Origin of the sequence: Polymorphum gilvum SL003B-26A1, assembly GCF_000192745.1 — a bacterium.
Classification (GTDB): domain Bacteria; phylum Pseudomonadota; class Alphaproteobacteria; order Rhizobiales; family Stappiaceae; genus Polymorphum; species Polymorphum gilvum.
This window is the reverse complement of the sequence record NC_015259.1, coordinates 74,360-95,734: the sequence shown is the minus strand read 5'-3', so window position 1 is coordinate 95,734 and position 21,375 is coordinate 74,360. Positions and strand designations below refer to the sequence as shown.

The following is a 21,375-nucleotide window of genomic DNA, read 5'->3' as shown; positions in this document are numbered from 1 at the left end:
GACATCATCGCCACCGTGGTTCTCCGGTTGTGGCTCGCAGCTCATGCTTGGCCGCAATGACAGCGGAGAGGCTGCAAGTCTGCCGACAAGCTGGAGGCCCGCCGGGTGGCGGGCCTATGCTCTTGTGTCCAACCAGATGGCTGCGGTTCGTCAGCCGCGGTTCTGGCGATTGGTGATCAGGTCGTCGACCACCGTCGGATCGGCCAGCGTGGACGTGTCACCAAGGTTCTCGAAGCTGTCCTCGGCGATCTTGCGCAGGATGCGGCGCATGATCTTGCCCGAGCGGGTCTTCGGCAGGCCGGGAGCGAACTGGATCAGATCCGGCGACGCGATCGGGCCGATTTCCTTGCGCACATGGGCGACCAGCTCCTTCTTCAGCGCGTCGGTCGGCTCCTCGCCTTCCATCAGCGTGACATAAGCATAGATGCCTTGCCCCTTGATGTCGTGCGGATAGCCGACCACGGCCGCTTCCGACACCTTCGGATGGGCGACCAGCGCCGATTCCACCTCGGCCGTGCCCATGCGGTGGCCGGAGACGTTGATGACGTCGTCGACGCGGCCGGTGATCCAGTAGTAGCCGTCGGCGTCGCGCCGGCAGCCGTCGCCAGTGAAATACATGCCCTTGTAGGTGGCGAAATAGGTCTGCACGAAGCGCTCGTGGTCGCCGTAGACCGTGCGCATCTGCCCGGGCCAGCTGTCAGTGATGACCAGGTTACCCTCGGTCGCGCCTTCGAGGAAGTTGCCCTCCGCGTCGACCACGGCCGGTTGCACGCCGAAGAACGGCCGTGTCGCGGAGCCCGGCTTGAGCGCCGTCGCGCCCGGCAGCGGCGTGATCAGGATGCCGCCGGTCTCGGTCTGCCACCAGGTGTCGACGATCGGGCAGCGCTCCTCGCCGACCACCTTGTGGTACCACATCCAGGCTTCCGGATTGATCGGCTCGCCGACCGAGCCGAGCAGGCGCAGGCTCTTGCGCGAGGTGCGCGTGACGTGCTCGTCGCCCGCCCCCATCAGCGAACGGATTGCCGTCGGTGCGGTGTAGAAGATGGTGACCTTGTGCTTGTCGACCACGTCCCAGAACCGGCCGGCGCTCGGATAGGTCGGCACGCCCTCGAACATCAGCGTGGTGGCACCGTTGGCGAGCGGACCGTAGACGATGTAGCTGTGGCCGGTGACCCAGCCGACGTCGGCCGTGCACCAGTAGATGTCGCCGTCATGGTAGTCGAACACGTACTGGTGCGTCATCGAGGCATAGACCAGATAGCCGCCGGTCGTGTGCAGCACGCCCTTCGGGCTTCCCGTCGAGCCGGACGTGTAGAGGATGAACAGTGGATCCTCGGCGTTCATCTCCACCGGCGCGCAATGGTCGGACACCCGGTCGGCCTCCTCGTGGTACCAGACGTCGCGGCCCTCGACCATGGTGACGGCGCCGCCGGTGCGCCTGACCACGATCATGCAGTCGACCGGCGCCTTTTCGGCGGCCCGGTCGGCGTTCGCCTTCAGCGGCACCGAGCGCCCGCCGCGAAGGCCCTCGTCGGCGGTAATGATCACCTTCGATTCGCAGTCCTGGATGCGCTGCGCCAGGCTGTCCGGCGAGAAGCCGCCGAACACGATCGAATGGATCGCGCCGATGCGCGCGCAGGCGAGCATGGCATAGGCGGCTTCCGGGATCATCGGCAGGTAGATGGTCACCCGGTCGCCCTTCTTGACGCCCTTGAAATGCAGCAGGTTAGCGAACTTGCAGACCTCGTGGTGCAGCTCGCGGTAGGTGATCACCTTGTGCTCGGACGGGTCGTCGCCCTCCCAGATGATCGCCGGCTGGTCGCCGCGCTTCTCGAGGTGCCGGTCGATGCAGTTGGTCGAGACGTTCAGCGTGCCGTCCTCGAACCATTTGATCGAGACGTTGTGGTAGTCGTAGGATGTGTGCTTGACCTTGGTGTAGGGCTTGATCCAGTCGACCCGCTTGCCGTGCTCACGCCAGAACCCGTCCGGATCCTCGACGGATCGCCGGTACATCTCCTGGTATTTGGCGTCATCCACATAGGCGCGCGCGGCCACTTCGGCCGGCACCGGGAACACGTTGTCCGACATCCCATTCCTCCCACACATCCGGGTCGCGTGCCGTCGCCCCTTCGGCGAGGTCACCCGTTTCGCGGGCATTATGCGGATCCAATTTCGCAGCGTCCATAAGGGATCGCTCGAACTTTCGTAGGCGTAAACCTTTGTCGAAGCCGGACAATGCGACACCGGCGACAGGTCGTCGGGATCGACCGCGGCGATTGGGTTCGGCGCCGGTTTGCCCTATTCTCGCGCCGCACAAACAAGGACACCGACCCGGACATGACCGCCGACCGTTTTGACATCCGCCCCAGCAGGCCAGCCGACCGCGCGGCGATCGAGACCCTCTATCCGCAGGCGTTCCCCGACGAGGACCTGTTGCCCGTCGTGCGTGACCTGCTGGACCATGGGGAAGGCGTTCTGTCGCTGGTCGCGGCGGCGGCCTCCGCGGAGCCTGCCCCCGACCTGGTCGGTCATGTTGCCTTCACGCCCTGCAGTCTCGCGGGAACGGCCGAACGGCTGTCGATGCTCGCCCCGCTCGCCGTAGCGCCCGCCTGGCAGAGGCAGGGCCTCGGCCGCGCCCTGGTCCGCGAAGGGGTGAGGCGACTTGCCGAAGCCGGCGTCACCCGGGTCTTCGTGCTCGGCGATCCGGCCTACTACGGCCGCTTCGGCTTCGAGCCGGAGCGCGGTGTCCAGCCGCCCTATCCGCTGCCCGAGGAATGGCACGACGCTTGGCAGTCGCTCGGCCTCGGCGACACCGGGCGGCCGGGATCGCCTCTGCGCGGCACCCTGGCCGTGCCCGAACCCTGGCGACAGCCGGCCCTGTGGGCACCGTGACCGCGTCTGTCGCCTAGCCTGTCGCTTTGCCGGTCGTCAGCCTGGTCAGCTGACCACGTCGATGGTGTCGATCAGGGCAATACGGGTCCCGTCCTGGAAGATTTCCACCGACGTGGGACGGGTGCTTTCCGGGGTGAGGACCCGGTCGAACCGTGCCTGCACGCAGGTCATCACCTGCAGCCACATGCCCGGCTGCTGGACGAGATGAAGGTCAAGCAGCAGCACGGCCGGGTTGCTGCCCTGTGGCTCTCGCATGGTCAGATGCGCTGAAATTCCAGGATTTCCGACGATGACGTCGCCCACGACATGTAGTTCGTCCGGCGGCGGCGGCATGGTGTTCAGCCACGCTTGCCAGTTTCGGCATTGGTTTGACATTTCGAGTTCTCCCTGGACTGATACGATATTTTTACGATGTAAAAATTACGCTACGGCAGGAAGAATATCAATCGAGATACAGCTTATGCGCGCATCAAGAGGCTTACGGCCGGTTCGCGCCGGTGGCGATGCCGAACCGTTCAGCCATAGTCGCGGCTGCCGAAGATCGCCGAACCGACCCTGACGTGGGTCGCGCCGAAGCCGACGGCGATCGGAAAGTCCGACGACATGCCCATCGACAACTGCGCGAGGCCGTTGCGCGCCGCGATCTTCTGCAGCAGGGCGAAATGCGGCCCAGGCGCCTCCTCGACCGGCGGGATGCACATCAGCCCGGCCACGTCGAGCCCGACCTCGTCGCGGCAGAAGGCGACGAAGGCATCGGTCTGCGCCGGCGCGATGCCGGCCTTCTGCGCCTCCTCGCCGGTGTTGACCTGGACGAAGCACGGCAGATGTCGGCCCTGGCGATCCATCTCCGACTTCAGCGCCCGCGCGATCTTTTCCCGGTCGACCGTGTGGATGACATCGAAGATGGCGACCGCCTCCTTCGCCTTGTTCGACTGCAGCGGTCCGATCAGGTGCAATTCGATGCCGGGAAAATCGGCGCGCAGCCCGGGCCACTTGGCCATCGCCTCCTGCACGCGGTTCTCGCCGAACACCCGCTGGCCGGCCGCGAGCACGGGCCGGATCTCCTCGCCGGAAAAGGTCTTGGACACGGCGATCACCGTCACCGACCCGGCCGCTCGGCCGTATTCGGCCTCCGCGGCTCGGATCTCGGCCGTCACGCAGGTCAGTCTGTCGGTTGCCGTTTCTGCCATCGCCGTCTCCCGTCTTCGCCGCGCGCCGCCGGCGCCGTCCACGACGTCTGATAGGACCGGCTGGGGCCGGATGGCAAGAGCGCGCCGGCGCAGGGCCGAAATGCCGCGCTTTTCCCCGCCATTCATGTTGACCCTGAAGGGAAATTCTGGTGACAGTCCGCCAGGCATTTGTTTGGAAGGCGCCCCGCGGGGCGCACGATGGAACGGCGAGTTTGATGGCAACGGAACGCTACAACGCACGCGAAGTGGAAGCGCGCTGGCAGAAGGTCTGGGAAGACGGCGACGTGTTCAGGACGTCCAACGACGACCCGCGCGACAAGTACTATGTCCTCGAGATGTTTCCCTATCCGTCCGGCCGCATCCACATGGGCCACGTGCGCAACTACGCCATGGGCGACGTGGTCGCCCGCTATAAGCGCGCCAGGGGCTTCAACGTGCTGCACCCGATGGGTTGGGACGCCTTCGGCATGCCGGCCGAGAACGCGGCCATGCAGAACAAGGTCCATCCCAAGGACTGGACCTACGAGAACATCGCCGCCATGCGCGGCCAGCTCAAGATCATGGGCCTGTCGCTCGACTGGAGCCGAGAGTTCGCCACCTGCGACGTCGACTACTACACCCAGCAACAACGCCTGTTCCTGCGATTTCTCGAGGCTGGCCTGGTCTACCGCAAGAAGTCCAAGGTCAACTGGGACCCGGTCGACATGACCGTGCTCGCCAACGAGCAGGTCATCGACGGCCGCGGTTGGCGCTCCGGTGCCCTGGTCGAGCAGCGCGAGCTGACCCAGTGGTTCTTCAGGATCTCCGACTATTCGGAGGACCTGCTGGACGCGCTCGACACGCTCGACCGCTGGCCGGACAAGGTCCGGCTGATGCAGAAGAACTGGATCGGCCGCTCGGAAGGCCTGCGCGTGCGCTTCGAGTTCGCCACGCCGGCGCCGACCGGCGACACGGTGCTGGAGATCTTCACCACCCGTCCGGATACGCTGTTCGGCGCCTCCTTCATGGGCCTGTCGCCGGACCATCCGGTGTCACTGAAGCTCGCCGAGAGCGATCCGCGTATACGCGACTTCATCGAGGACTGCCGGCGCATCGGCACCTCGGCCGAGGCCATCGAGACCGCCGAGAAGAAGGGCCTAGACACCGGCCTGCGCGTACGCCATCCGCTCGATACCGACATCGAGCTGCCGGTGTACATCGCCAACTTCATCCTGATGGACTACGGCACCGGCGCCATCTTCGCCTGCCCCGCCCACGACCAGCGCGACCTCGACTTCGCCCGCAAGTACGGGCTGCCGGTCAAGCCCGTGGTGCTGCCGAAGGACGCCGACCCGGCCAGCTTCGAGATCGGCGACGAGGCCTATACCGACGACGGCACCATCTTCAACTCCGCCTTCATGGACGGCATGTCGATCGCCGACGCAAAGGAAGCGGTGGCGAAGAAGCTTGAGACCGTTACCGTCGACGGCGCGCCGCAGGCGACCCGCCAGGTCAACTACCGCCTGCGCGACTGGGGCATCTCGCGCCAGCGCTACTGGGGCTGCCCGATCCCGGTCATCCACTGCGACGCTTGCGGCGTGGTCCCGGAAAAGGACGAGAACCTGCCGGTACAGCTGCCGGACGACATCAATTTCGACAAGCCGGGTAATCCGCTCGATCGCCATCCGACCTGGCGCGACTGCTCCTGCCCGAAATGCGGTGGCGCGGCGAAGCGCGAAACCGACACGATGGACACCTTCGTCGACAGTTCCTGGTATTTCGCCCGCTTCACCGCGCCGGACTGCGACAGGCCGACCGATCCGGCGGCCGCCAACGCCTGGCTGCCGGTCGACCAGTACATCGGCGGCATTGAGCACGCGATCCTGCACCTGCTCTATTCGCGCTTCTTCACCCGCGCCATGCAGAAGGTCGGCGCGCTTGACCTCAAGGAGCCGTTCAAGGGCCTGTTTACGCAGGGAATGGTCACCCACGAGACCTACCGGAGCGCCGACGGCCAGTGGCTGAGCCCGGTCGAGGTGCGTTTCGAAGATGTCGACGGCACGCGCACGGCCGTGGAGATCGCCACCGGCAAGCCGGCCGCCATCGGCTCGATCGAGAAGATGTCCAAGTCGAAGAAGAACACCGTCGACCCGACCGACATCATCGAGACCTACGGCGCCGACACCGCGCGCTGGTTCATGCTGTCGGATTCGCCGCCCGAGCGCGACGTGATCTGGACCGAGGAAGGCGTTCAGGGCTCCTGGCGCTTCGTCCAGCGCGCCTGGCGCCTGGTCGCCGAGGTCGCCGAGAAGACCGACCCGCGCGCCGCTGCCGTGCCCGATATGGGCGCCGCCGCGCTCGAGTTGCGCCGCGCCACCCACAAGACCATCGCGGCGGTGTCCAGGGACATCGAAGGCCTCGGCTTCAACCGCGCCGTCGCCCGCATCTACGAGCTCGTCAACCAGATCGGCAAGGTCGTCCATGCCGGCCTCGACGACGCCGACGCCGCCTATGCCGCGCGCGAGGCCTGCGAATGCCTGGTCCTGCTGATCGCGCCGATGATGCCGCATCTGGCCGAGGAATGCTGGACCGCACTCGGCGGCGACGGCCTCGTCGCAAGGGCTGCCTGGCCGGTCGCCGACGAGACCCTGCTGGTCGAGGACACCATCGTCCTGCCGATCCAGGTCAACGGCAAGAAGAAGGGCGAGATCGCCGTCGCACGCGACGCTTCCAACGAGGCGGTCGAAGCGGCTACTCTGGCGCAGGACTTCGTCCAGAAGGCCCTGGAGGGGCGCCCGCCCCGCAAGATCATCGTGGTGCCGCAAAGGATCGTGAATGTCGTCGCCTGACACCCTTCGCCCCGCCCGGCGCGCCGTCCTCGTCCTGACGCTCGTCCTTGTCGGCGGGCTGGCGCTCGCTGGCTGCCAGGTGCGCCCGCTCTACGGATCGCTCGGGGCGCCTGACATGGTGCCGGTCCAGGACGAGCTGGCCGCGATCGAGATCGAGCCGATCGACACCGCCACCTCGGCCGGCGACGCCCGCCGCGCGCTGCTCAACGAACTGATCTTCGGCTTCGAACGCGGCGCCCCACGCGCCGACAGGAAATACCGTCTGAAGATCGTCATGGACGTGCGCGTCGCCGAAGTGGCCCTGGAGGAATTGGCCGACGTGCCCGCCGCCTACACCACGACCATGAACGCCTCGTTCGTGCTCAGCGACATGGCCGACGACCGCACGCTGATGACCGGCAAGTCCTTCGCCACCGCCTCCTACGACTTCTCCAGCCAGCGGTTCTCCAACCTGCGTGCCCGCCGCGACGCCGAGCAGCGCGTCGCCAAGGCGGTCGCCCAGGACATCCAGGCGCGCATCGCGGGCTATTTCGCCGGCCGCAAGTAGGGAGAGCCGCCTTGGTCGCGCTGAAGGCCACGGAGATCGAGCGCTTCGTCGCCAGGCCGCCGGCGGCCGCGGCGATCATCCTCGTCTACGGGCCCGACACCGGCCTCGTCTCCGAGCGCGCCCAGGCTCTGGTCGAGTCCGCCTCGGACGGCAGCGACGATCCCTTCAGCCTCGCCCGCCTCGACGCCGCCGACCTCGCGTCCGATCCGGACCGCCTCATCGACGAGGCGCTCACCGTGCCGCTGTTCGGCGGCCGGCGCGTCATCTGGGTCAGGGACGCCGGCGGTCGCAATCTGGTCCCCGCGGTCGCGCCGCTGCTCAAGCTGGCCGACTGTCCGGCCTTCGTCGTCATCGAGGCCGGCGACCTGAAGAAGGGCACCGGGCTGCGCAAGCTGTTCGAGGCCGACCGGCGCGCCGTCGCCCTGCCCTGCTATGCCGACACCGGCCGCGACATCGACTACCTGATCGACGAGGAGACACGGCTCGCCGGGCTGACCATCAGCCGCGAGGCGCGCGCTGCCCTGCACGGCCTGCTCGGCGCCGACCGCATGGCCAGCCGCGGCGAGCTGCGCAAGCTGTGCCTCTATGCCCACGGCCGGCAGCGCATCGACACCGACGACATCGCCGCGATCATCGGCGACGCCTCGGCCTTCGAGATGTCGGAACTGATCGACGCGGCCGCCGGCGGCGATCTCGCCGCCCTCGATCACGGCCTGGAGCGGCTGGAGGCGGAAGGCGGCAATGCCTCGGTCATCGCGGGTCAGGCGCTGGTCCATTTCCAGGGCCTGCACCGCATGCGCGCCGAATTCGACGCCGGCACGCCCGCCGCCCAGATCGTCGACGCCGCCCGCCCGCCGGTGTTCTTCAAGCGCAAGGCGGCGCTCGCGCGCCAGATCCAGCTGTGGTCCGCCGCCGACCTCGACAAGGCGATGGAGCGGCTCGCCGAGGCCATGCGCACCGCGCGCCTCAACGACCGCATCGGCATGCCGGTGCTGTCGGAAGCCCTGCTCACCCTCGCCCGCGTCGCCCGCGCACGCGGCTCGGCCCGGCGCTAGCCGCACGGCAGCCCTAGCGCGGCTCGACGCCGAGTCTGCGGCACAGATCGTCGAGCTGCTCCAGCGAGCCGTAGCGGATCTTCAGCTCGCCGGACTCCTTGCCAGCCTTGTGGCCGACCGCCACCTTGAGTCCGAGCGTGTCGGCCAGACGCTTTTCCAGCGCCCGCGTGTCGGCATCCTTCTCCAGCGCCGCGGCGGTCTTCTTCGGCGACGACAGCTTGGACAGGATCTCCGGATCCTGCGCCAGCTTTTCCGCCTCGCGCACCGACAGCCCCTTCTCGACGATCAGCTCGGCCAGCGCCGAGGGATCCTCCAGCGTGATCAAGGCGCGCGCGTGGCCGGCGGTGATCAGGCCCTCGGCCAGATAATCCTTGACCGCGTTGGGCAGTTTCAGCAGTCGCAGCGTGTTGGCGACGTGGCTGCGGCTCTTGCCGATCACCTTGGCCAGCTCGCCCTGGCTGTAGTTGAACTCGGCGGTCAGCTGCTCATAGCCGAGCGCCTCCTCGATCGGGTTGAGGTCGGCGCGCTGGACGTTCTCGATGATCGCCAGTTCAAGCGCTTCCTGATCGGTGATGTCGCGCACGATCACCGGCGCCTCGTGCAGGCCCGCCTTTTGCGCCGCCCGCCAGCGCCGCTCGCCGGCGATGATCTCGAACCGGCCCGCCTTGCCGGCCGCTGGCCGCACCAGGATCGGCTGGATGATACCTTTCTCGCGGATCGACTCGGTCAGGTCGCCGAGGTCCTTCTCGTTGAAGCTCTTGCGCGGATTGCGCGGGTTCGGCTCGAGGAATTCGATCGGCACCTTGCGGCTGTCGCGCGGCGGCGTGCGCTCGCCCGACGCCGGTTCCGCGCTGGTGCCGATGCCGGCGTCGCCGATCAGCGCCGCCAGTCCGCGTCCCAGCCTCTTGTTGCGTCCGCCGTCTTCCGCCATGTCCTGCTCTCCGCTTTCACGCTTTGTTCTTTTATCTTGTTATCAATAGGTTAGGGTAAAAATGAACGCCTTCGGACGTCGGCCCGACAACCGGTTCGGCTGCGAATCGATCGCCGCCGCGTCAGGCTGCGATCCTGCGCAACTCGCGCTCGCGCTGGATGATTTCCGAGGCCAGCCGCAGATAGGCCTGGCTGCCGGCGCACTTGAGGTCATAGAGCAGCGCCGGCTTACCGTAGGACGGCGCCTCGGAGATGCGCACGTTCCGCGGGATGATGGTTTCGTAGACCGCATCACCCATGGTCTCCCGCACGTCGGCGACCACCTGGCTGGAAAGGTTGTTGCGGCTGTCGTACATGGTCAGCACGATGCCGTGGATGGTCAGTTCCGGGTTGAGCGCGGTACGCACCTGTTCGACGGTCGACAGCAGCTGGCTGAGACCTTCCAGCGCGAAGAACTCGCACTGCAACGGCACCAGGATCGAATGCGACGCCGACAGGGCGTTGATGGTCAGCAGGTTGAGCGACGGCGGGCAGTCGACCAGCACGTAGGTGAAGCCGACCTCCTCCTGCAGCCGCGAATGGACAAAGCGTTCGATCGCCTTGCGCAATCGGAATGCCCGGTCGCTGCTGGCAGCGATCTCCAGCTCCAGGCCGAGCAGGTCCATGGTCGACGGCGCCACCCAGAGCCGAGGCACGGCCGTGCTCTTGATCGCCTCGTCCAGGCTGCAATCGCCGCACAGCACGTCATAGGTCGACAGCCCGCGGTCGCGCCGCTCGATGCCGAGGCCGGTCGAGGCGTTGCCCTGCGGATCGAGGTCGATCACCAGCACGCGCTCGCCGATCGCCGCAAGCGCGGTGCCGAGGTTGATGGCCGTGGTGGTCTTGCCGACACCGCCCTTCTGGTTGGCCAGGGCGAGCACACGCGGCGACTCGGGAAGCATGCTCATTCGGGGAACCCTTCCTCGGTGGACCGGACCGCAAGATTCGAGAGGATCAACATGCGGCTATCGGGATCGATGAGACTGACCTTTTCTACCAGATCGAAGCTCCAGGTGTGAGACGCTTCATCGATCTCGCGCCGAAATTCTCGGCCTTTGTGGAAAACGGCAACAGCCCCCTGAGCCAGGAAAGCCCGGCTGTAGCGACACAGGTCAACGAGCGGGGCAAGAGCGCGCGCCGACACCGCATCGACCGGTCCGTGCGACCAGCGTTCCGCAACCGATTCGATCCGCTGCGCCAGCACCGTCCCCGGCGCACCGGTCTCGCGCAGCGCCGTGCGCAGGAACGCCGCCTTGCGCTGGTTGCTTTCCACCAGATAGACATGCGCCCCCGGCTTGTCGGCGAGCAGGATCGCCGTGACGACGCCGGGAAAGCCGGCACCGCTGCCCAGGTCCACCCAGCGCCTCGCCTCGGGCAGGCACAGGTGCGGCTGCAGGCTGTCGGCGACGTGGCGGCGCCAGATCTCCGGAATAGTCGATGGCGCGATCAGGTTCTGCGCCGGCTGCCAGCGCAGCAGCAGATCGACATAGATCCTCAGCCGCTCCGCAGTTTCACGTGAAACAGACGCGACGCCGGCAAGCGCTTCGGGTCCGTCAACGGGGCCTCGCCCCCCGCCCCGCGGCCTGCCATGCTGGGTCACGTCTTGCCGGGTCATGCCGTTCCCCCACTCACGCCGCGCCGCGCCGGTCCTGCCGCTTCACGTGCGACAAAAGCAGCGTCAGCGCCGCCGGGGTCATGCCGTCCATGCGCGACGCCTGGCCCAGCGTCGCCGGCCGCACGGTCTCCAGCTTCTGACGGATCTCGTTGGACAGGCCGGCCAGCGCCGCGAAGTCGAAATCCTCGGGGATCGCCAGCGCCTCGTCGCGGCGCAGCGCGGCGATGTCCGCCGCCTGCCGGTCGAGATAGACCGAATAGAGCGCGTCGGTGGCGACCTGCTCCGCAATGCTGGCCTCGATGCCCGCCAGATCCGGCCACACGTCCTTCAGCCGTTCGAAACTCATGTCCGGATAGGACAGCAGGTCGAAGGCCGAACGGCGGATGCCATCCTGGTTGACCGGCAACCCCTGCCGGCGCGCCTGCGCCGGGGTCACCGTCAGCGCCTCCAGCAGCCGGCGCGTTTCCTCAAGCTTTTCGAGCTTCGTTTCGAAGGCGATGCGCCGCGTTGCCGACACGCAGCCAAGCGCAATGCCGAGCGGCGTCAGCCTCTGGTCAGCATTGTCGGCGCGCAGCGAAAGCCGGTATTCGGCGCGCGAGGTGAACATGCGGTACGGCTCGGTGATGCCACGCGTTACCAGGTCGTCGATCATTACGCCGATATAGCCCTGCGCCCGATCGACGGTGAAGCAGCCGCCGCCACCCGCGGCAAGCGCCGCATTCAGGCCCGCCAGCAACCCCTGCGCCCCAGCTTCCTCGTAGCCGGTGGTACCATTGATCTGCCCAGCCAGGAACAGACCCCTGCAGCGCCTGGCCTCGAGCGTTGCCTTCAGCTCGCGCGGATCGACATGATCGTACTCGATCGCATAGCCCGGCTGCAGCACAGTGACCTTTTCCAGCCCCGGGATGGTACGCAGGAAGGCGTGCTGGGCGTCTTCCGGCAGCGAGGTCGAGATACCGTTCGGATAGACGGTATGGTCGTCCAGTCCCTCCGGCTCCAGAAAGATCTGGTGCCCGTCCCGGTCGCCGAAGCGGACGATCTTGTCCTCGATCGACGGACAGTAGCGCGGCCCCCGCCCCTTGATCTCCCCCGAATACATGGCCGAGCGCGACAGGTTCTCCCGGATGATCCGATGCGTCGCCTCCGTCGTGCGGGTGATGTGGCACGGCACCTGCGGCGTGGTGATCGCCACCGTCAGGGTCGAAAACGGCACCGGGTCGTCGTCGCCCGGCTGTTCCTCCAGCCGCGCCCAGTCGATGCTCCGGCCGTCGAGCCGCGCCGGCGTGCCGGTCTTCAGCCGGCCGAGCGCGAAGCCGATCTCTTCCAGAGAGACGGACAAGCCCATGGCCGGCCCCTCACCGACCCGGCCAGCCGGGATCTTGCGGTCGCCGATGTGGATCAGCCCGCGCAGGAACGTGCCCGTGGTCAGCACCACCGCGCCGCAGGCGATGCGCCGGCCGTCGGTCAGCGTCACGCCAGCGACCCTTCCGTCGTGGATCTCCAGCCGCTCGGCCTCGCCCCCGACCACCGTCAGGTTGGCGGTCTCCGCGATCTCGGCCTGCATCGCCTCGCGATAGAGCCTGCGGTCGGCCTGGGCGCGCGGGCCTCGCACCGCCGGCCCCTTGCGTCGGTTCAGCAGTCGGAACTGGATGCCGGCCCGGTCCGCGACCCGGCCCATCAGCCCGTCCAGCGCATCGATCTCGCGCACCAGGTGACCCTTGCCCAGCCCACCGATCGCCGGATTGCAGGACATCACCCCGATCGTGTCGAACCGGTGCGTGATCAGCACCGTGCGCGCGCCCATACGCGCCGCCGCCGCCGCGGCCTCGCAGCCGGCATGCCCGCCGCCGATTACGGCGACGTCGATCCTGTCGATCCGATCCATTCTCGTCCGGTCCTGTCGATCTTCTCTGTCGCGGGCACCCTCCGCCCGCCGAGGCGCATCGGCCGAAAACCCGCCGCCCGATATCCCGCCGCCTTATAGGGAAAACCGTCCGCCGGGGTCAAAGCTATTTCACGTGAATCACCCCACCCCATCCCACATGATTCACGTGAAACACCCCCACTCCGGGCACCGCTGATTCACGTGAAACAATCCGCATCCGAATCGAGTCCGACCACACCTCTCCCCATCGCCCCCATGGTGACGAGACGCGCAGCGTCGTCTCGGACCATGCGGGGCAGGTTCCGGTCAAGGCACCCGCGCTTCAACACCCCCACTCACAGGGCACTCAGGGGAAGGTGAAAGAAAACCCGGACCTCTTCGCGCTGCTCGGCACGCCGGGCCAATCCTTCCGGCGCCGAATCGGATTCACGTGAAACACCTACTTTCCGATGCAGAACTCGCGGAAGATGACGTCGAGCAGATCCTCGACGTCGATGCGGCCGGTGATCCGGCCGAGCGCGTCGGCCGCCCGGCGCAGGTCCTCGGCTCTCAACTCCGCCGGCAGGCCCCGACTCGCCACCGCCGCCGCAAGCGCATCCCGACAGGCAGCCAGGTGAAAGCGGTGCCGCTGTCGCGTCGCCAGGGGCGCCTCCCCGAGTGAAAGCGTTTCAGTCGCGAAACAGGAAAGCCGGTCTAGAAGGCTCTTAATGCCCATCCCCGTTTGGGTCGAAACAGGAATTACAAGGCTCATTTCGGAAGAGTCTCGTTCCGGAGGAGTCACGAGATCGGTCTTGGTCCGCAACATCCATACGGGAACCCCTGCCGCGCGCACGGCCTCCGGGAGCCCCTCCAGCGGATCTTCGGGCAATGGTCCGCCCGGCTCTGCGGCCCACAGGATCAGGTCGGCGCCCCGGCCCCGCTCCGTCGCCCGCCGAATACCCTCCCGCTCGACACGGCCCGCCTCCGCGCGCAGGCCCGCCGTGTCGGCGAGCGTCACCGGATAGCCGTCGAGGTCGAGATGCACCTCGATCACGTCCCGCGTCGTGCCCGCCTCCTCGGTGACGATGGCGACATCCCGTCCGGCGAGCGCGTTGAGCAGGCTGGACTTGCCGGCGTTAGGCGCACCCATCAGGACCACCTGCAGGCCCTGACGCAACCGTTCGCCGCGCCCCGACTGCTCCAGATGGGCGTCGATGTCCCGAAGCAGCCCCGCCGCCGCGTCCCACACGCCATCCGCAACAGAACCCGGCACGTCCTCCTCGTCGGCGAAATCGAAATCCGCCTCGATCATCGCCCGCATCTGGACGAGGCGCCCCCGCCAGCCGTCGTAGAGCCGGCCAAGCCAACCCTCCATCTGCCGGAAGGCCTGGCGCCGCTGTGCCTCAGTCTCCGCCGCGATCAGGTCGGCGAGGCCCTCGACCTCTGTCAGGTCCATCCGGCCGTTGTCGAAGGCCCGCCGGGTGAACTCGCCCGCCTCCGCCGGTCGCGTGCCGGGAAAGGCTGCAAGGCACTCCAGCACCGCCGCCACCACCGCCCTGCCGCCGTGGCACTGGAACTCGGCGACGTCCTCGCCGGTGAAGCTGGACGGTCCCTTGAAGAACAGCACGACCGCCTGGTCGATCGCCTCGCCGGTATCCGGTCGCCGCAGCAGGCCAAGCGCGATCCGCCGGGGTGTAGGAGCCTTTCCGGACAGTTTCCGGACAATCTCAACAGTCAAAGGACCGGAGACCCGGATGACCGCGACGCCGGCCGGGACCGGGCCACTCGACAAAGCATAAATCGTGTCCGTCATCGTCCATCCGTCGTTGGCCTTCAGCCTTTATCCACCACGCCCACCTTGTGTGGCGCGTCCGATGGCCTACCCTATCCGCAAGCAGTGTAGAAGTCCCGATAGCCAGATCCGGAGCCCGTGTCGCCGTCATGAGCGCCAACCGTCTCGCCGATGCCACCAGTCCCTACCTTCTCCAGCACAAGGACAACCCGGTCCACTGGCATCCCTGGGGCGAGAAAGCCCTGGCCGAGGCCCGGAGCCTGGACAAGCCGATCCTGCTCTCGGTCGGCTATGCGGCCTGCCACTGGTGCCATGTGATGGCCCACGAGAGCTTCGAGGACCCGGCCACAGCCGAGGTGATGAACCGCCTGTTCGTCAACATCAAGGTCGACCGCGAGGAACGCCCGGACATCGACCAGATCTACATGAACGCCCTGCATGCCCTCGGAGAACAGGGCGGCTGGCCGCTGACCATGTTCCTCACCCCCGACGGAGAACCCTTCTGGGGCGGCACCTACTTCCCGAAGGAGGCCCGATGGGGACGGCCGGCCTTCGTCGACATCCTGGAGGCGGTCGCCGCCACCTACCGCTCGGAACGCAGCCGAATCGATCGCAACCGCACCGGACTGATGCAGGTCCTCAAGCAGCGCGCCCAGCCCGCCGCGCCGCTCGACAGCGCGATTCTGGTGCTTGCCGGCGACCGCTTGCTATCCCTGTTCGACCCCGAGCACGGCGGCATCCGCGGCGCGCCGAAGTTTCCGCAGGCCTCGATCCTGGACCTCGTCTGGCGCGCCGGACTGAGAACCGGCAATCCCGCGGCCCGCGAGACCTTTCTGCACACCCTGAGGCAGATTTCCAACGGCGGCATCTACGACCATCTGAAGGGCGGTATCGCGCGCTATTCCGTCGACGAGCGCTGGCTGGTGCCCCATTTCGAGAAGATGCTCTACGACAACGCCCAGTACCTGCAGCATCTGCTGACCGCCTGGCTCGCCACCGGCGAGGATCTGTTCCGCTGCCGAATCGACGAGACGGTCGGCTGGCTGCTCGACGAGATGCGCCTGCCGGAAGGCGGCTTCGCCTCCAGCCTCGACGCCGATTCGGAAGGCGAGGAAGGTCGGTTCTACGTCTGGACCGCCGCCGAAGTTGCCGAAGTGCTCGGTGCCGACGCCGCCTTCTTCGCCCGCTTCTACGACATATCCGCCGCCGGCAACTGGGAGGGCGTCACGATCCTGAACCGCCTGACGGGGACAGCCGCAAGCCCGGAAGAGGAAAACCGTCTTGCCGCCTTGCGGGCCAAGCTGCTTTCCCGCCGGGCGTCCCGTGTCCGTCCGGCACTCGACGACAAGGTGCTCGCCGACTGGAATGGCCTCCTCATCGCCGCCCTCGCCCGCGCCGGGCGTATTGTTTCACGTGAATCATGGATCGCGGCAGCCGAGCAGGCGTTTCGTTTCATTGCCGAATCGATGACCGGGGGCGGACGCCTCGGTCACGCCTGGCGCGCCGGGCGTCTGGTATTCCCGGGCTTCGCCTCCGACCACGCCGCAATGATGCAGGCCGCCATCGCCCTTGCCGAGGCGCGTCCCTGGGATGCCCAGCACTACCTCCGCATCGCTGAAGGCTTCGCCGACGCCCTTGTCCGCCATTACGCCGCGCCCGGCGGCGGCTTTTACATGACTGCGGATGATGCCACTGATCTCATCCTGCGCCCGCTGTCGAGCGCCGACGAGGCGGTCCCAAACGCCAATTCCGTCGCCGCCGATGCCTTCGCCCGGCTCTATCTGCTTACCGGAGACCGGCGCCACCGCGACGTTGCCGACGCAGTGTTTCATGCCTTTGCAGGCGACGTACCGAAGAACCTGTTCGCCACTGCTTCGCTTCTGTGCGCCTTCGACACCCGCATCAACGGCCGCCTTGCCGTCGTCGTCGCCCCGAACGGAAGCGATCCCTCCAACCTTGTCGACAGCCTCGACCGTGCCGTCGATCCGGCACTGACCCGTCTAGTCACCGAATCGACCGATGGCTTGCCGAAGGACCATCCGGCGCACGGGAAGCCAGCACTGGACGGCAGGCCAGCTGCCTATGTCTGCCGCGAGGGCGCCTGCTCGCTGCCCGCCGCCACGACCACGGAGCTTCAGCGTACGCTCGGCTTCGCCGTATAGCCATATCGCCGATGCGCCCAGGCGGCCGCTCCGGCGGCCCGCTGGACAGTTAAGGTTCTCTTAACGGTTGGCACGGATCCGAATCGATGGTCGGGACGCAAACGAAAAGGCGCGCCTCGGAAGCCTCCGGACGCGCCTTGTGAACGGATCGAACCCGAATCAGTTGCTACGCATTCATGCTGTCGAAGAAATCGTCGTTCGACTTGGTCTGGCGCAGCTTGTCGAGCAGGAACTCGATCGCGTCAACCGTACCCATCGGGTTGAGGATTCGGCGCAGCACGAAGGTCTTCTTGAGCTTGTCCGGCGCCACCAGCAGTTCTTCCTTACGCGTGCCGGAACGCTGGATGTCGATCGCCGGGAACACGCGCTTGTCGGAGATCTTGCGGTCGAGGATGATTTCCGAGTTGCCTGTGCCCTTGAACTCTTCGAAGATCACCTCGTCCATGCGGCTGCCGGTATCGATCAGTGCGGTCGCGATGATGGTCAAAGAGCCGCCCTCCTCGATGTTGCGCGCCGCGCCGAAGAAGCGTTTGGGCCGCTGCAGGGCATTGGCGTCGACGCCGCCCGTCAGAACCTTGCCCGACGAAGGCACCACAGTGTTGTAGGCGCGGCCGAGACGGGTGATCGAATCGAGCAGGATGACCACGTCACGACCGTGCTCGACCAGGCGCTTGGCCTTCTCGATGACCATCTCAGCGACCTGCACATGTCGGGCCGCCGGTTCGTCGAAGGTCGACGACACGACCTCGCCCTTGACCGTGCGTTGCATGTCGGTCACCTCTTCCGGGCGCTCGTCGATCAGCAGAACGATCAGATAGCATTCCGGATGGTTGGTCGTGATCGACTTGGCGATGTTTTGCAGGAACACCGTCTTGCCGGTACGCGGCGGCGCCGTGATCAGCGCGCGCTGGCCCTTGCCGAGCGGCGCAACGAGGTCGATGATCCGTGACGACAGGTCCTTGGAGGTCGGATCCTCGATCTCCATCTTGAACCGCTCATCCGGATAGAGCGGCGTCAGGTTATCGAAATGGACCTTGTGCCGGGTCTTTTCCGGATCCTCGAAATTGATCGTATTGACCTTGAGCAGCGCGAAATAGCGTTCGCCTTCCTTCGGGCTGCGGATCTGCCCTTCCACCGTATCGCCGGTGCGCAGCGAGAAGCGCCGGATCTGGGATGGCGACACATAGATGTCGTCCGGTCCCGGCAGATAGTTTGCGTCAGGTGAACGCAGGAAGCCGAAGCCGTCCTGGAGGACTTCGACGACGCCTTCGCCGATGATGTCGACGTCCTGCGCGGCCAGCCGCTTCAGGATCGCGAACATCAGCTCCTGCTTACGCATCGTGCTGGCGTTTTCCACCTCGAGCTCTTCGGCAAAAGCCAGCAGTTCGGTGGGCGTCTTTTCTTTCAGGTCTTTGAGTTTCATTTCCCGCATCAACTGGGATCGTTCTCTGTTGGGGGTGGGGTAAGCGGAAGGGCGCTTCTGGAACCGTGAAACGCAGGAGGTAACAGAAGTCAGACTGGAAGCGGAGGAGATGCCGGCCGCAGAGAAACCGCTTGCTTCGGCAGCGGGCCTGGATCGGGAGGATGGTCCCCCCGCGCACCTTACGTGAAGTTGGCAGGGACAATAACCGCTTCGCGAAGCCGCTGCAAGAACATTGTCACCTGTCCGGATACCTCGGACAGCTCGCCTCGAGTATCAGAACGGCTTGCCGATCACCAAGATGACGATACCGATCATCAGCACGGTCGGTACCTCGTTGAGCATCCGGTAGAAGCGGGCCGGTCGCGTGTTGGCGTCGCGCGCGAAGGTTTTCACGCAGCGGGCGAGATAGCCGTGCGCGGCCGACAACAGCAGTGCCAGCGTCAGCTTGGCGTGGAACCAGCCATGACTGAACGCGCCGATCTCATAAGCTGCCCACAGGCCGAAGATCCAGGCTGCGATCATCGACGGATTGATGATCGCCTTCAGCAGGCGCCGCTCCATCACCTTGAAGGTCTCGGACTGCTTCGACCCCGGTTCGGCGTCGACGTGATAGACGAACAGCCGCGGCAGGTAGAGCATGCCCGCCATCCAGGCAATGATCGAAATGACGTGGATCGACTTGATCCAAGAATAGAGATCCATGTCCGTTTCTCCTCAGCCGCGCCGCACCCGCTCGACCATGCGCGCGACGTTGTCCGGATCGGTTTCGGGCGTCACGCCGTGCCCGAGGTTGAAGATCAACGGACCCTCGCCCAGAGCGGACAGCACACGGTCGATGCCGTCGTCCAGTGCCTTCCCGCCTGCCACGAGCCGCATCGGATCGAGGTTGCCCTGCACCGGCACGCGCCTCTGCACCGTCCTTGCCAACGTGTCCGGCACGGTCCAGTCAAGTCCGACCGCATCGATCCCCGTGCCATCGATGTAGCTTTCGAGTCGGGCCGCCGAAGCTTTCGGGAAACCGATGACCTTGGCTTCTGGCCGCTGCGCCTTGACGCCGGCGACGATCGCCCGTGTCGGCTCGATGCACCAGCGCCGGAAACCGTCTTCGTCGAGCACCCCCGCCCATGTATCGAAGATTTGCACGGCGTCTGCACCCGCCTCGAGCTGGCGAACCAGATACTGGATCGAAGCGGTCACCAGCTGATCGATGAACCGACCGAGCAACGCGGGATCCCGATAGGAGCCGATCCGCGCCGCCGTCTGATCCTGTGTGGTGTGGCCGGCGACCGAATAGCAGGCGACGGTCCAGGGCGCACCGCAGAAGCCGAGCAACGTCGTTTCCCCGGGCAGCTGCGCCCGCAATCGTCGAACCGTCTCGATGACCGGTTCCAGGTGCGCCTCGGCACGCCCCTGCTCCAATCCGTCGACCAGCTTTGCGGACAGCGGCTCCAGCACGGGACCGCGTCCTTCTTCAAAGCGAACGGGATATCCGATGGCATCTGGAACGACGAAGATGTCCGAAAACAGGATCGAGGCGTCGAAGCCGTACCGACGGATCGGCTGCAGGGTTACTTCCGTAGCCAGATCGGGATTGTAGCAGAAGTCGAGGAAGTTCGGAGCCTTCGCCCGCGCTTCCCGATATTCCGGCAGATAGCGTCCGGCCTGGCGCATCATCCAGATCGGGGGTGGCCAGAGGCGTTCTCCCGAGAGCACTCGCATGACTGCCCGGTCCCTGGATTCCATCGATTCTGTTCCTTTTCCCGTGCTCACCTAAAAAAGGGATTCTTGTTGATTTGGATTTGATTTTTATTCTGGTGAGTGGATTACCGGGATCATTCGTTGTCCACAATCGGTCCTTGCGATTTTCCGTCCGGGATGAATCGTCGCGCTGAGGGGACAGGACTCTGGGACGGATTTGGCGTGGAGTGAAAAAGTATTTATTATCAATGATTTGATGTGATATTAAGGATCGGTTAACAATTTGGGCGCAAGTGGATAACCTGTTGCTGCTTTGCTGCCTGGTGTGGATCCACAAGCCGCCGCTTCCGTTTCGGGGCCATTAGTTCGAACTTTACCATCTGTTAATGAAATCCGGCGAGCGGGCATAACCGGAAGGTCGAAATGGCCGGACTGCCAGGTTGTGCCAGCCTGTCAACAGCCCTGGGGATGACATCGTGGGTAAATCGAGACACTACTTTCATCTCCATCTGGTGTCCGATTCGACCGGAGAAACGCTGATGACCGTCGCCCGCGCGGCGACCGTTCAGTACGAGACGGTCCAGTCGATCGAGCACGTCTATCCGCTAGTGCGCACCCACAAGCAGCTTGACAGGGTCATCGGTCAGATCGAGGCGGCACCGGGCATCGTGCTCTACACGCTGGTCGACAAGGAAATCGCCGAGCGTCTCGAACGCATCTGCCGCGAGATCGGTATTCCCTTCGTCAATATCCTCGATCCGGTCTTCGCCGTGTTCCAGTCCTACCTGAACGTGCCACTGACCCGCCGCATCGGCGGCCAGCACGCACTCGACGCGGAATATTTCAAGCGCATCGATGCACTCAACTATACGATGATGCATGACGATGGGCAGATCTCCGAAGATCTGGAACACGCCGACATCGTCCTCGTCGGCATCAGCCGGACATCCAAGACGCCGACCTGCATCTATCTCGCTAACCGGGGCATCAAGTCGGCCAATGTGCCGATCGTTCCCGACATCCCTCTGCCGCCCCAGCTCCTTCGCCTGAAGAAGCCGCTGGTGGTCGGCCTGATCGCCTCGGCTGAACGGATCCAGCAGATCCGCCAGAACCGGGTTCTGTCCTTGAACGCCAGCGGCTACGGTGACACCTATGTCGACCGGAAGGAAATCGCCCGCGAGATTGCCGCGACCCGCCGGCTGTGCGTCGAGCAGGGCTGGCCGCTGATCGACGTTACCCGCCGTTCCATCGAGGAGACTGCGGCCGAAATCATGGAACTGTTCCGCGAACACAGGCTCGGCGGCACGGCCGTGACCGGTCGCTGACGAGAAAGAGGACTG

General features: G+C 65.9%; 17 protein-coding genes. 6 read left to right on the top strand and 11 right to left on the bottom strand.

Features of this window, described 5'->3' with window-relative positions; translation table 11 throughout:
• Positions 1-150: 150 nt before the first annotated feature.
• Positions 151-2,088 carry an acetate--CoA ligase gene (acs, locus tag SL003B_RS00445; protein ID WP_013650850.1) on the bottom strand — a complete coding sequence of 646 codons (1,938 nt, stop codon included), beginning with the start codon at positions 2,086-2,088 and terminating at the stop codon, positions 151-153.
• A 249-nt stretch (positions 2,089-2,337) separates the two neighbouring features.
• Between acs and SL003B_RS00440 the strand changes: the two genes are divergently transcribed.
• Positions 2,338-2,892 carry a GNAT family N-acetyltransferase gene (locus SL003B_RS00440; protein WP_041375702.1) on the top strand — a complete coding sequence of 185 codons (555 nt, stop codon included), beginning with the start codon at positions 2,338-2,340 and terminating at the stop codon, positions 2,890-2,892.
• 45 nt (positions 2,893-2,937) lie between these two features.
• Here SL003B_RS00440 and SL003B_RS00435 read toward each other — a convergent pair whose 3' ends face one another.
• Both SL003B_RS00435 and SL003B_RS00430 read right to left on the bottom strand, forming a co-directional pair.
• Positions 2,938-3,267 carry a hypothetical protein gene (locus tag SL003B_RS00435; protein WP_013650848.1) on the bottom strand — a complete coding sequence of 110 codons (330 nt, stop codon included), beginning with the start codon at positions 3,265-3,267 and terminating at the stop codon, positions 2,938-2,940.
• Positions 3,268-3,407: 140 nt separating this feature from the next.
• Positions 3,408-4,082 carry a YggS family pyridoxal phosphate-dependent enzyme gene (locus SL003B_RS00430; protein ID WP_041375300.1) on the bottom strand — a complete coding sequence of 225 codons (675 nt, stop codon included), beginning with the start codon at positions 4,080-4,082 and terminating at the stop codon, positions 3,408-3,410.
• A gap of 215 nt (positions 4,083-4,297) precedes the next feature.
• Here SL003B_RS00430 and leuS point away from each other — a divergent pair, with 215 nt between their 5' ends.
• Genes leuS through holA form a run of 3 tightly spaced genes read left to right on the top strand, consistent with a single transcriptional unit; the run spans position 4,298 to position 8,512 of the window.
• On the top strand, positions 4,298-6,910 hold the full coding sequence (gene leuS / locus SL003B_RS00425) for a leucine--tRNA ligase (RefSeq protein WP_013650846.1): 2,613 nt from the start codon (positions 4,298-4,300) through the stop codon (positions 6,908-6,910).
• A complete protein-coding gene (gene lptE / locus SL003B_RS00420; RefSeq protein WP_013650845.1) occupies positions 6,897-7,457 on the top strand; it encodes an LPS assembly lipoprotein LptE in 561 nt (186 codons plus the stop codon). The genes leuS and lptE overlap by 14 nt, the downstream gene beginning before the upstream one ends.
• Positions 7,458-7,468: 11 nt before the next feature.
• The gene (holA, locus tag SL003B_RS00415) at positions 7,469-8,512 is read left to right on the top strand and encodes a DNA polymerase III subunit delta (protein ID WP_013650844.1); all 1,044 of its coding nucleotides are present in this window, start codon (positions 7,469-7,471) and stop codon (positions 8,510-8,512) included.
• Positions 8,513-8,525: 13 nt separating this feature from the next.
• On the opposite strand, the gene SL003B_RS00410 is transcribed toward holA, so the two are convergent.
• The 5 genes from SL003B_RS00410 to mnmE all read right to left on the bottom strand — a co-directional run bounded on the left by SL003B_RS00410 (position 8,526) and on the right by mnmE (position 14,773).
• Positions 8,526-9,443 carry a ParB/RepB/Spo0J family partition protein gene (locus SL003B_RS00410; protein WP_013650843.1) on the bottom strand — a complete coding sequence of 306 codons (918 nt, stop codon included), beginning with the start codon at positions 9,441-9,443 and terminating at the stop codon, positions 8,526-8,528.
• Between the two features lie 121 nt (positions 9,444-9,564).
• Positions 9,565-10,389 carry a ParA family protein gene (locus SL003B_RS00405; protein WP_041375299.1) on the bottom strand — a complete coding sequence of 275 codons (825 nt, stop codon included), beginning with the start codon at positions 10,387-10,389 and terminating at the stop codon, positions 9,565-9,567.
• Positions 10,386-11,096 carry a 16S rRNA (guanine(527)-N(7))-methyltransferase RsmG gene (gene rsmG / locus SL003B_RS00400; RefSeq protein WP_013650841.1) on the bottom strand — a complete coding sequence of 237 codons (711 nt, stop codon included), beginning with the start codon at positions 11,094-11,096 and terminating at the stop codon, positions 10,386-10,388. Before rsmG ends, SL003B_RS00405 begins: the two co-directional genes overlap by 4 nt.
• 13 nt (positions 11,097-11,109) lie before the next feature.
• Positions 11,110-12,981: a tRNA uridine-5-carboxymethylaminomethyl(34) synthesis enzyme MnmG gene (mnmG, locus tag SL003B_RS00395; RefSeq protein ID WP_013650840.1), complete on the bottom strand. Its 1,872-nt coding sequence runs from the start codon at positions 12,979-12,981 to the stop codon at positions 11,110-11,112.
• Between the two features lie 439 nt (positions 12,982-13,420).
• A complete protein-coding gene (gene mnmE, locus SL003B_RS00390) occupies positions 13,421-14,773 on the bottom strand; it encodes a tRNA uridine-5-carboxymethylaminomethyl(34) synthesis GTPase MnmE (protein ID WP_013650839.1) in 1,353 nt (450 codons plus the stop codon).
• Positions 14,774-14,901: 128 nt separating this feature from the next.
• Here mnmE and SL003B_RS00385 point away from each other — a divergent pair, with 128 nt between their 5' ends.
• Positions 14,902-16,914 (top strand): thioredoxin domain-containing protein, encoded by a 2,013-nt coding sequence (locus SL003B_RS00385; protein WP_013650838.1) that lies wholly within the window; start codon positions 14,902-14,904, stop codon positions 16,912-16,914.
• A 166-nt stretch (positions 16,915-17,080) separates the two neighbouring features.
• On the opposite strand, the gene rho is transcribed toward SL003B_RS00385, so the two are convergent.
• From rho to hemE, 3 genes are all read right to left on the bottom strand, one after another.
• On the bottom strand, positions 17,081-18,346 hold the full coding sequence (rho, locus tag SL003B_RS00380; protein WP_013650837.1) for a transcription termination factor Rho: 1,266 nt from the start codon (positions 18,344-18,346) through the stop codon (positions 17,081-17,083).
• Positions 18,347-18,610: 264 nt separating this feature from the next.
• Entirely contained in the window at positions 18,611-19,039 is a 429-nt protein-coding gene (gene hemJ, locus SL003B_RS00375; protein WP_013650836.1) for a protoporphyrinogen oxidase HemJ, read from the bottom strand.
• 12 nt (positions 19,040-19,051) lie between these two features.
• A complete protein-coding gene (hemE, locus tag SL003B_RS00370) occupies positions 19,052-20,080 on the bottom strand; it encodes a uroporphyrinogen decarboxylase (RefSeq protein WP_041375298.1) in 1,029 nt (342 codons plus the stop codon).
• Between the two features lie 431 nt (positions 20,081-20,511).
• Between hemE and SL003B_RS00365 the strand changes: the two genes are divergently transcribed.
• Positions 20,512-21,360 carry a pyruvate, water dikinase regulatory protein gene (locus tag SL003B_RS00365; protein WP_083812010.1) on the top strand — a complete coding sequence of 283 codons (849 nt, stop codon included), beginning with the start codon at positions 20,512-20,514 and terminating at the stop codon, positions 21,358-21,360.
• The last annotated feature ends 15 nt before the right edge of the window (positions 21,361-21,375 follow it).

What these genes read in the sequence shown, in the direction of transcription:
- SL003B_RS00385 (WP_013650838.1), top strand. Translation starts at nt 14,902, where the DNA reads ATGAGCGCCAACCGTCTCGCCGATGCCACCAGTCCCTACCTTCTCCAG.
- hemE (WP_041375298.1), bottom strand. Translation starts at nt 20,080, where the DNA reads ATGGAATCCAGGGACCGGGCAGTCATGCGAGTGCTCTCGGGAGAACGC.
- lptE (WP_013650845.1), top strand. Translation starts at nt 6,897, where the DNA reads ATGTCGTCGCCTGACACCCTTCGCCCCGCCCGGCGCGCCGTCCTCGTC.
- SL003B_RS00435 (WP_013650848.1), bottom strand. Translation starts at nt 3,267, where the DNA reads ATGTCAAACCAATGCCGAAACTGGCAAGCGTGGCTGAACACCATGCCG.
- SL003B_RS00410 (WP_013650843.1), bottom strand. Translation starts at nt 9,443, where the DNA reads ATGGCGGAAGACGGCGGACGCAACAAGAGGCTGGGACGCGGACTGGCG.
- SL003B_RS00440 (WP_041375702.1), top strand. Translation starts at nt 2,338, where the DNA reads ATGACCGCCGACCGTTTTGACATCCGCCCCAGCAGGCCAGCCGACCGC.
- mnmG (WP_013650840.1), bottom strand. Translation starts at nt 12,981, where the DNA reads ATGGATCGGATCGACAGGATCGACGTCGCCGTAATCGGCGGCGGGCAT.
- SL003B_RS00430 (WP_041375300.1), bottom strand. Translation starts at nt 4,082, where the DNA reads ATGGCAGAAACGGCAACCGACAGACTGACCTGCGTGACGGCCGAGATC.
- acs (WP_013650850.1), bottom strand. Translation starts at nt 2,088, where the DNA reads ATGTCGGACAACGTGTTCCCGGTGCCGGCCGAAGTGGCCGCGCGCGCC.
- rsmG (WP_013650841.1), bottom strand. Translation starts at nt 11,096, where the DNA reads ATGACCCGGCAAGACGTGACCCAGCATGGCAGGCCGCGGGGCGGGGGG.
- leuS (WP_013650846.1), top strand. Translation starts at nt 4,298, where the DNA reads ATGGCAACGGAACGCTACAACGCACGCGAAGTGGAAGCGCGCTGGCAG.
- hemJ (WP_013650836.1), bottom strand. Translation starts at nt 19,039, where the DNA reads ATGGATCTCTATTCTTGGATCAAGTCGATCCACGTCATTTCGATCATT.
- rho (WP_013650837.1), bottom strand. Translation starts at nt 18,346, where the DNA reads ATGCGGGAAATGAAACTCAAAGACCTGAAAGAAAAGACGCCCACCGAA.
- SL003B_RS00405 (WP_041375299.1), bottom strand. Translation starts at nt 10,389, where the DNA reads ATGAGCATGCTTCCCGAGTCGCCGCGTGTGCTCGCCCTGGCCAACCAG.
- mnmE (WP_013650839.1), bottom strand. Translation starts at nt 14,773, where the DNA reads ATGACGGACACGATTTATGCTTTGTCGAGTGGCCCGGTCCCGGCCGGC.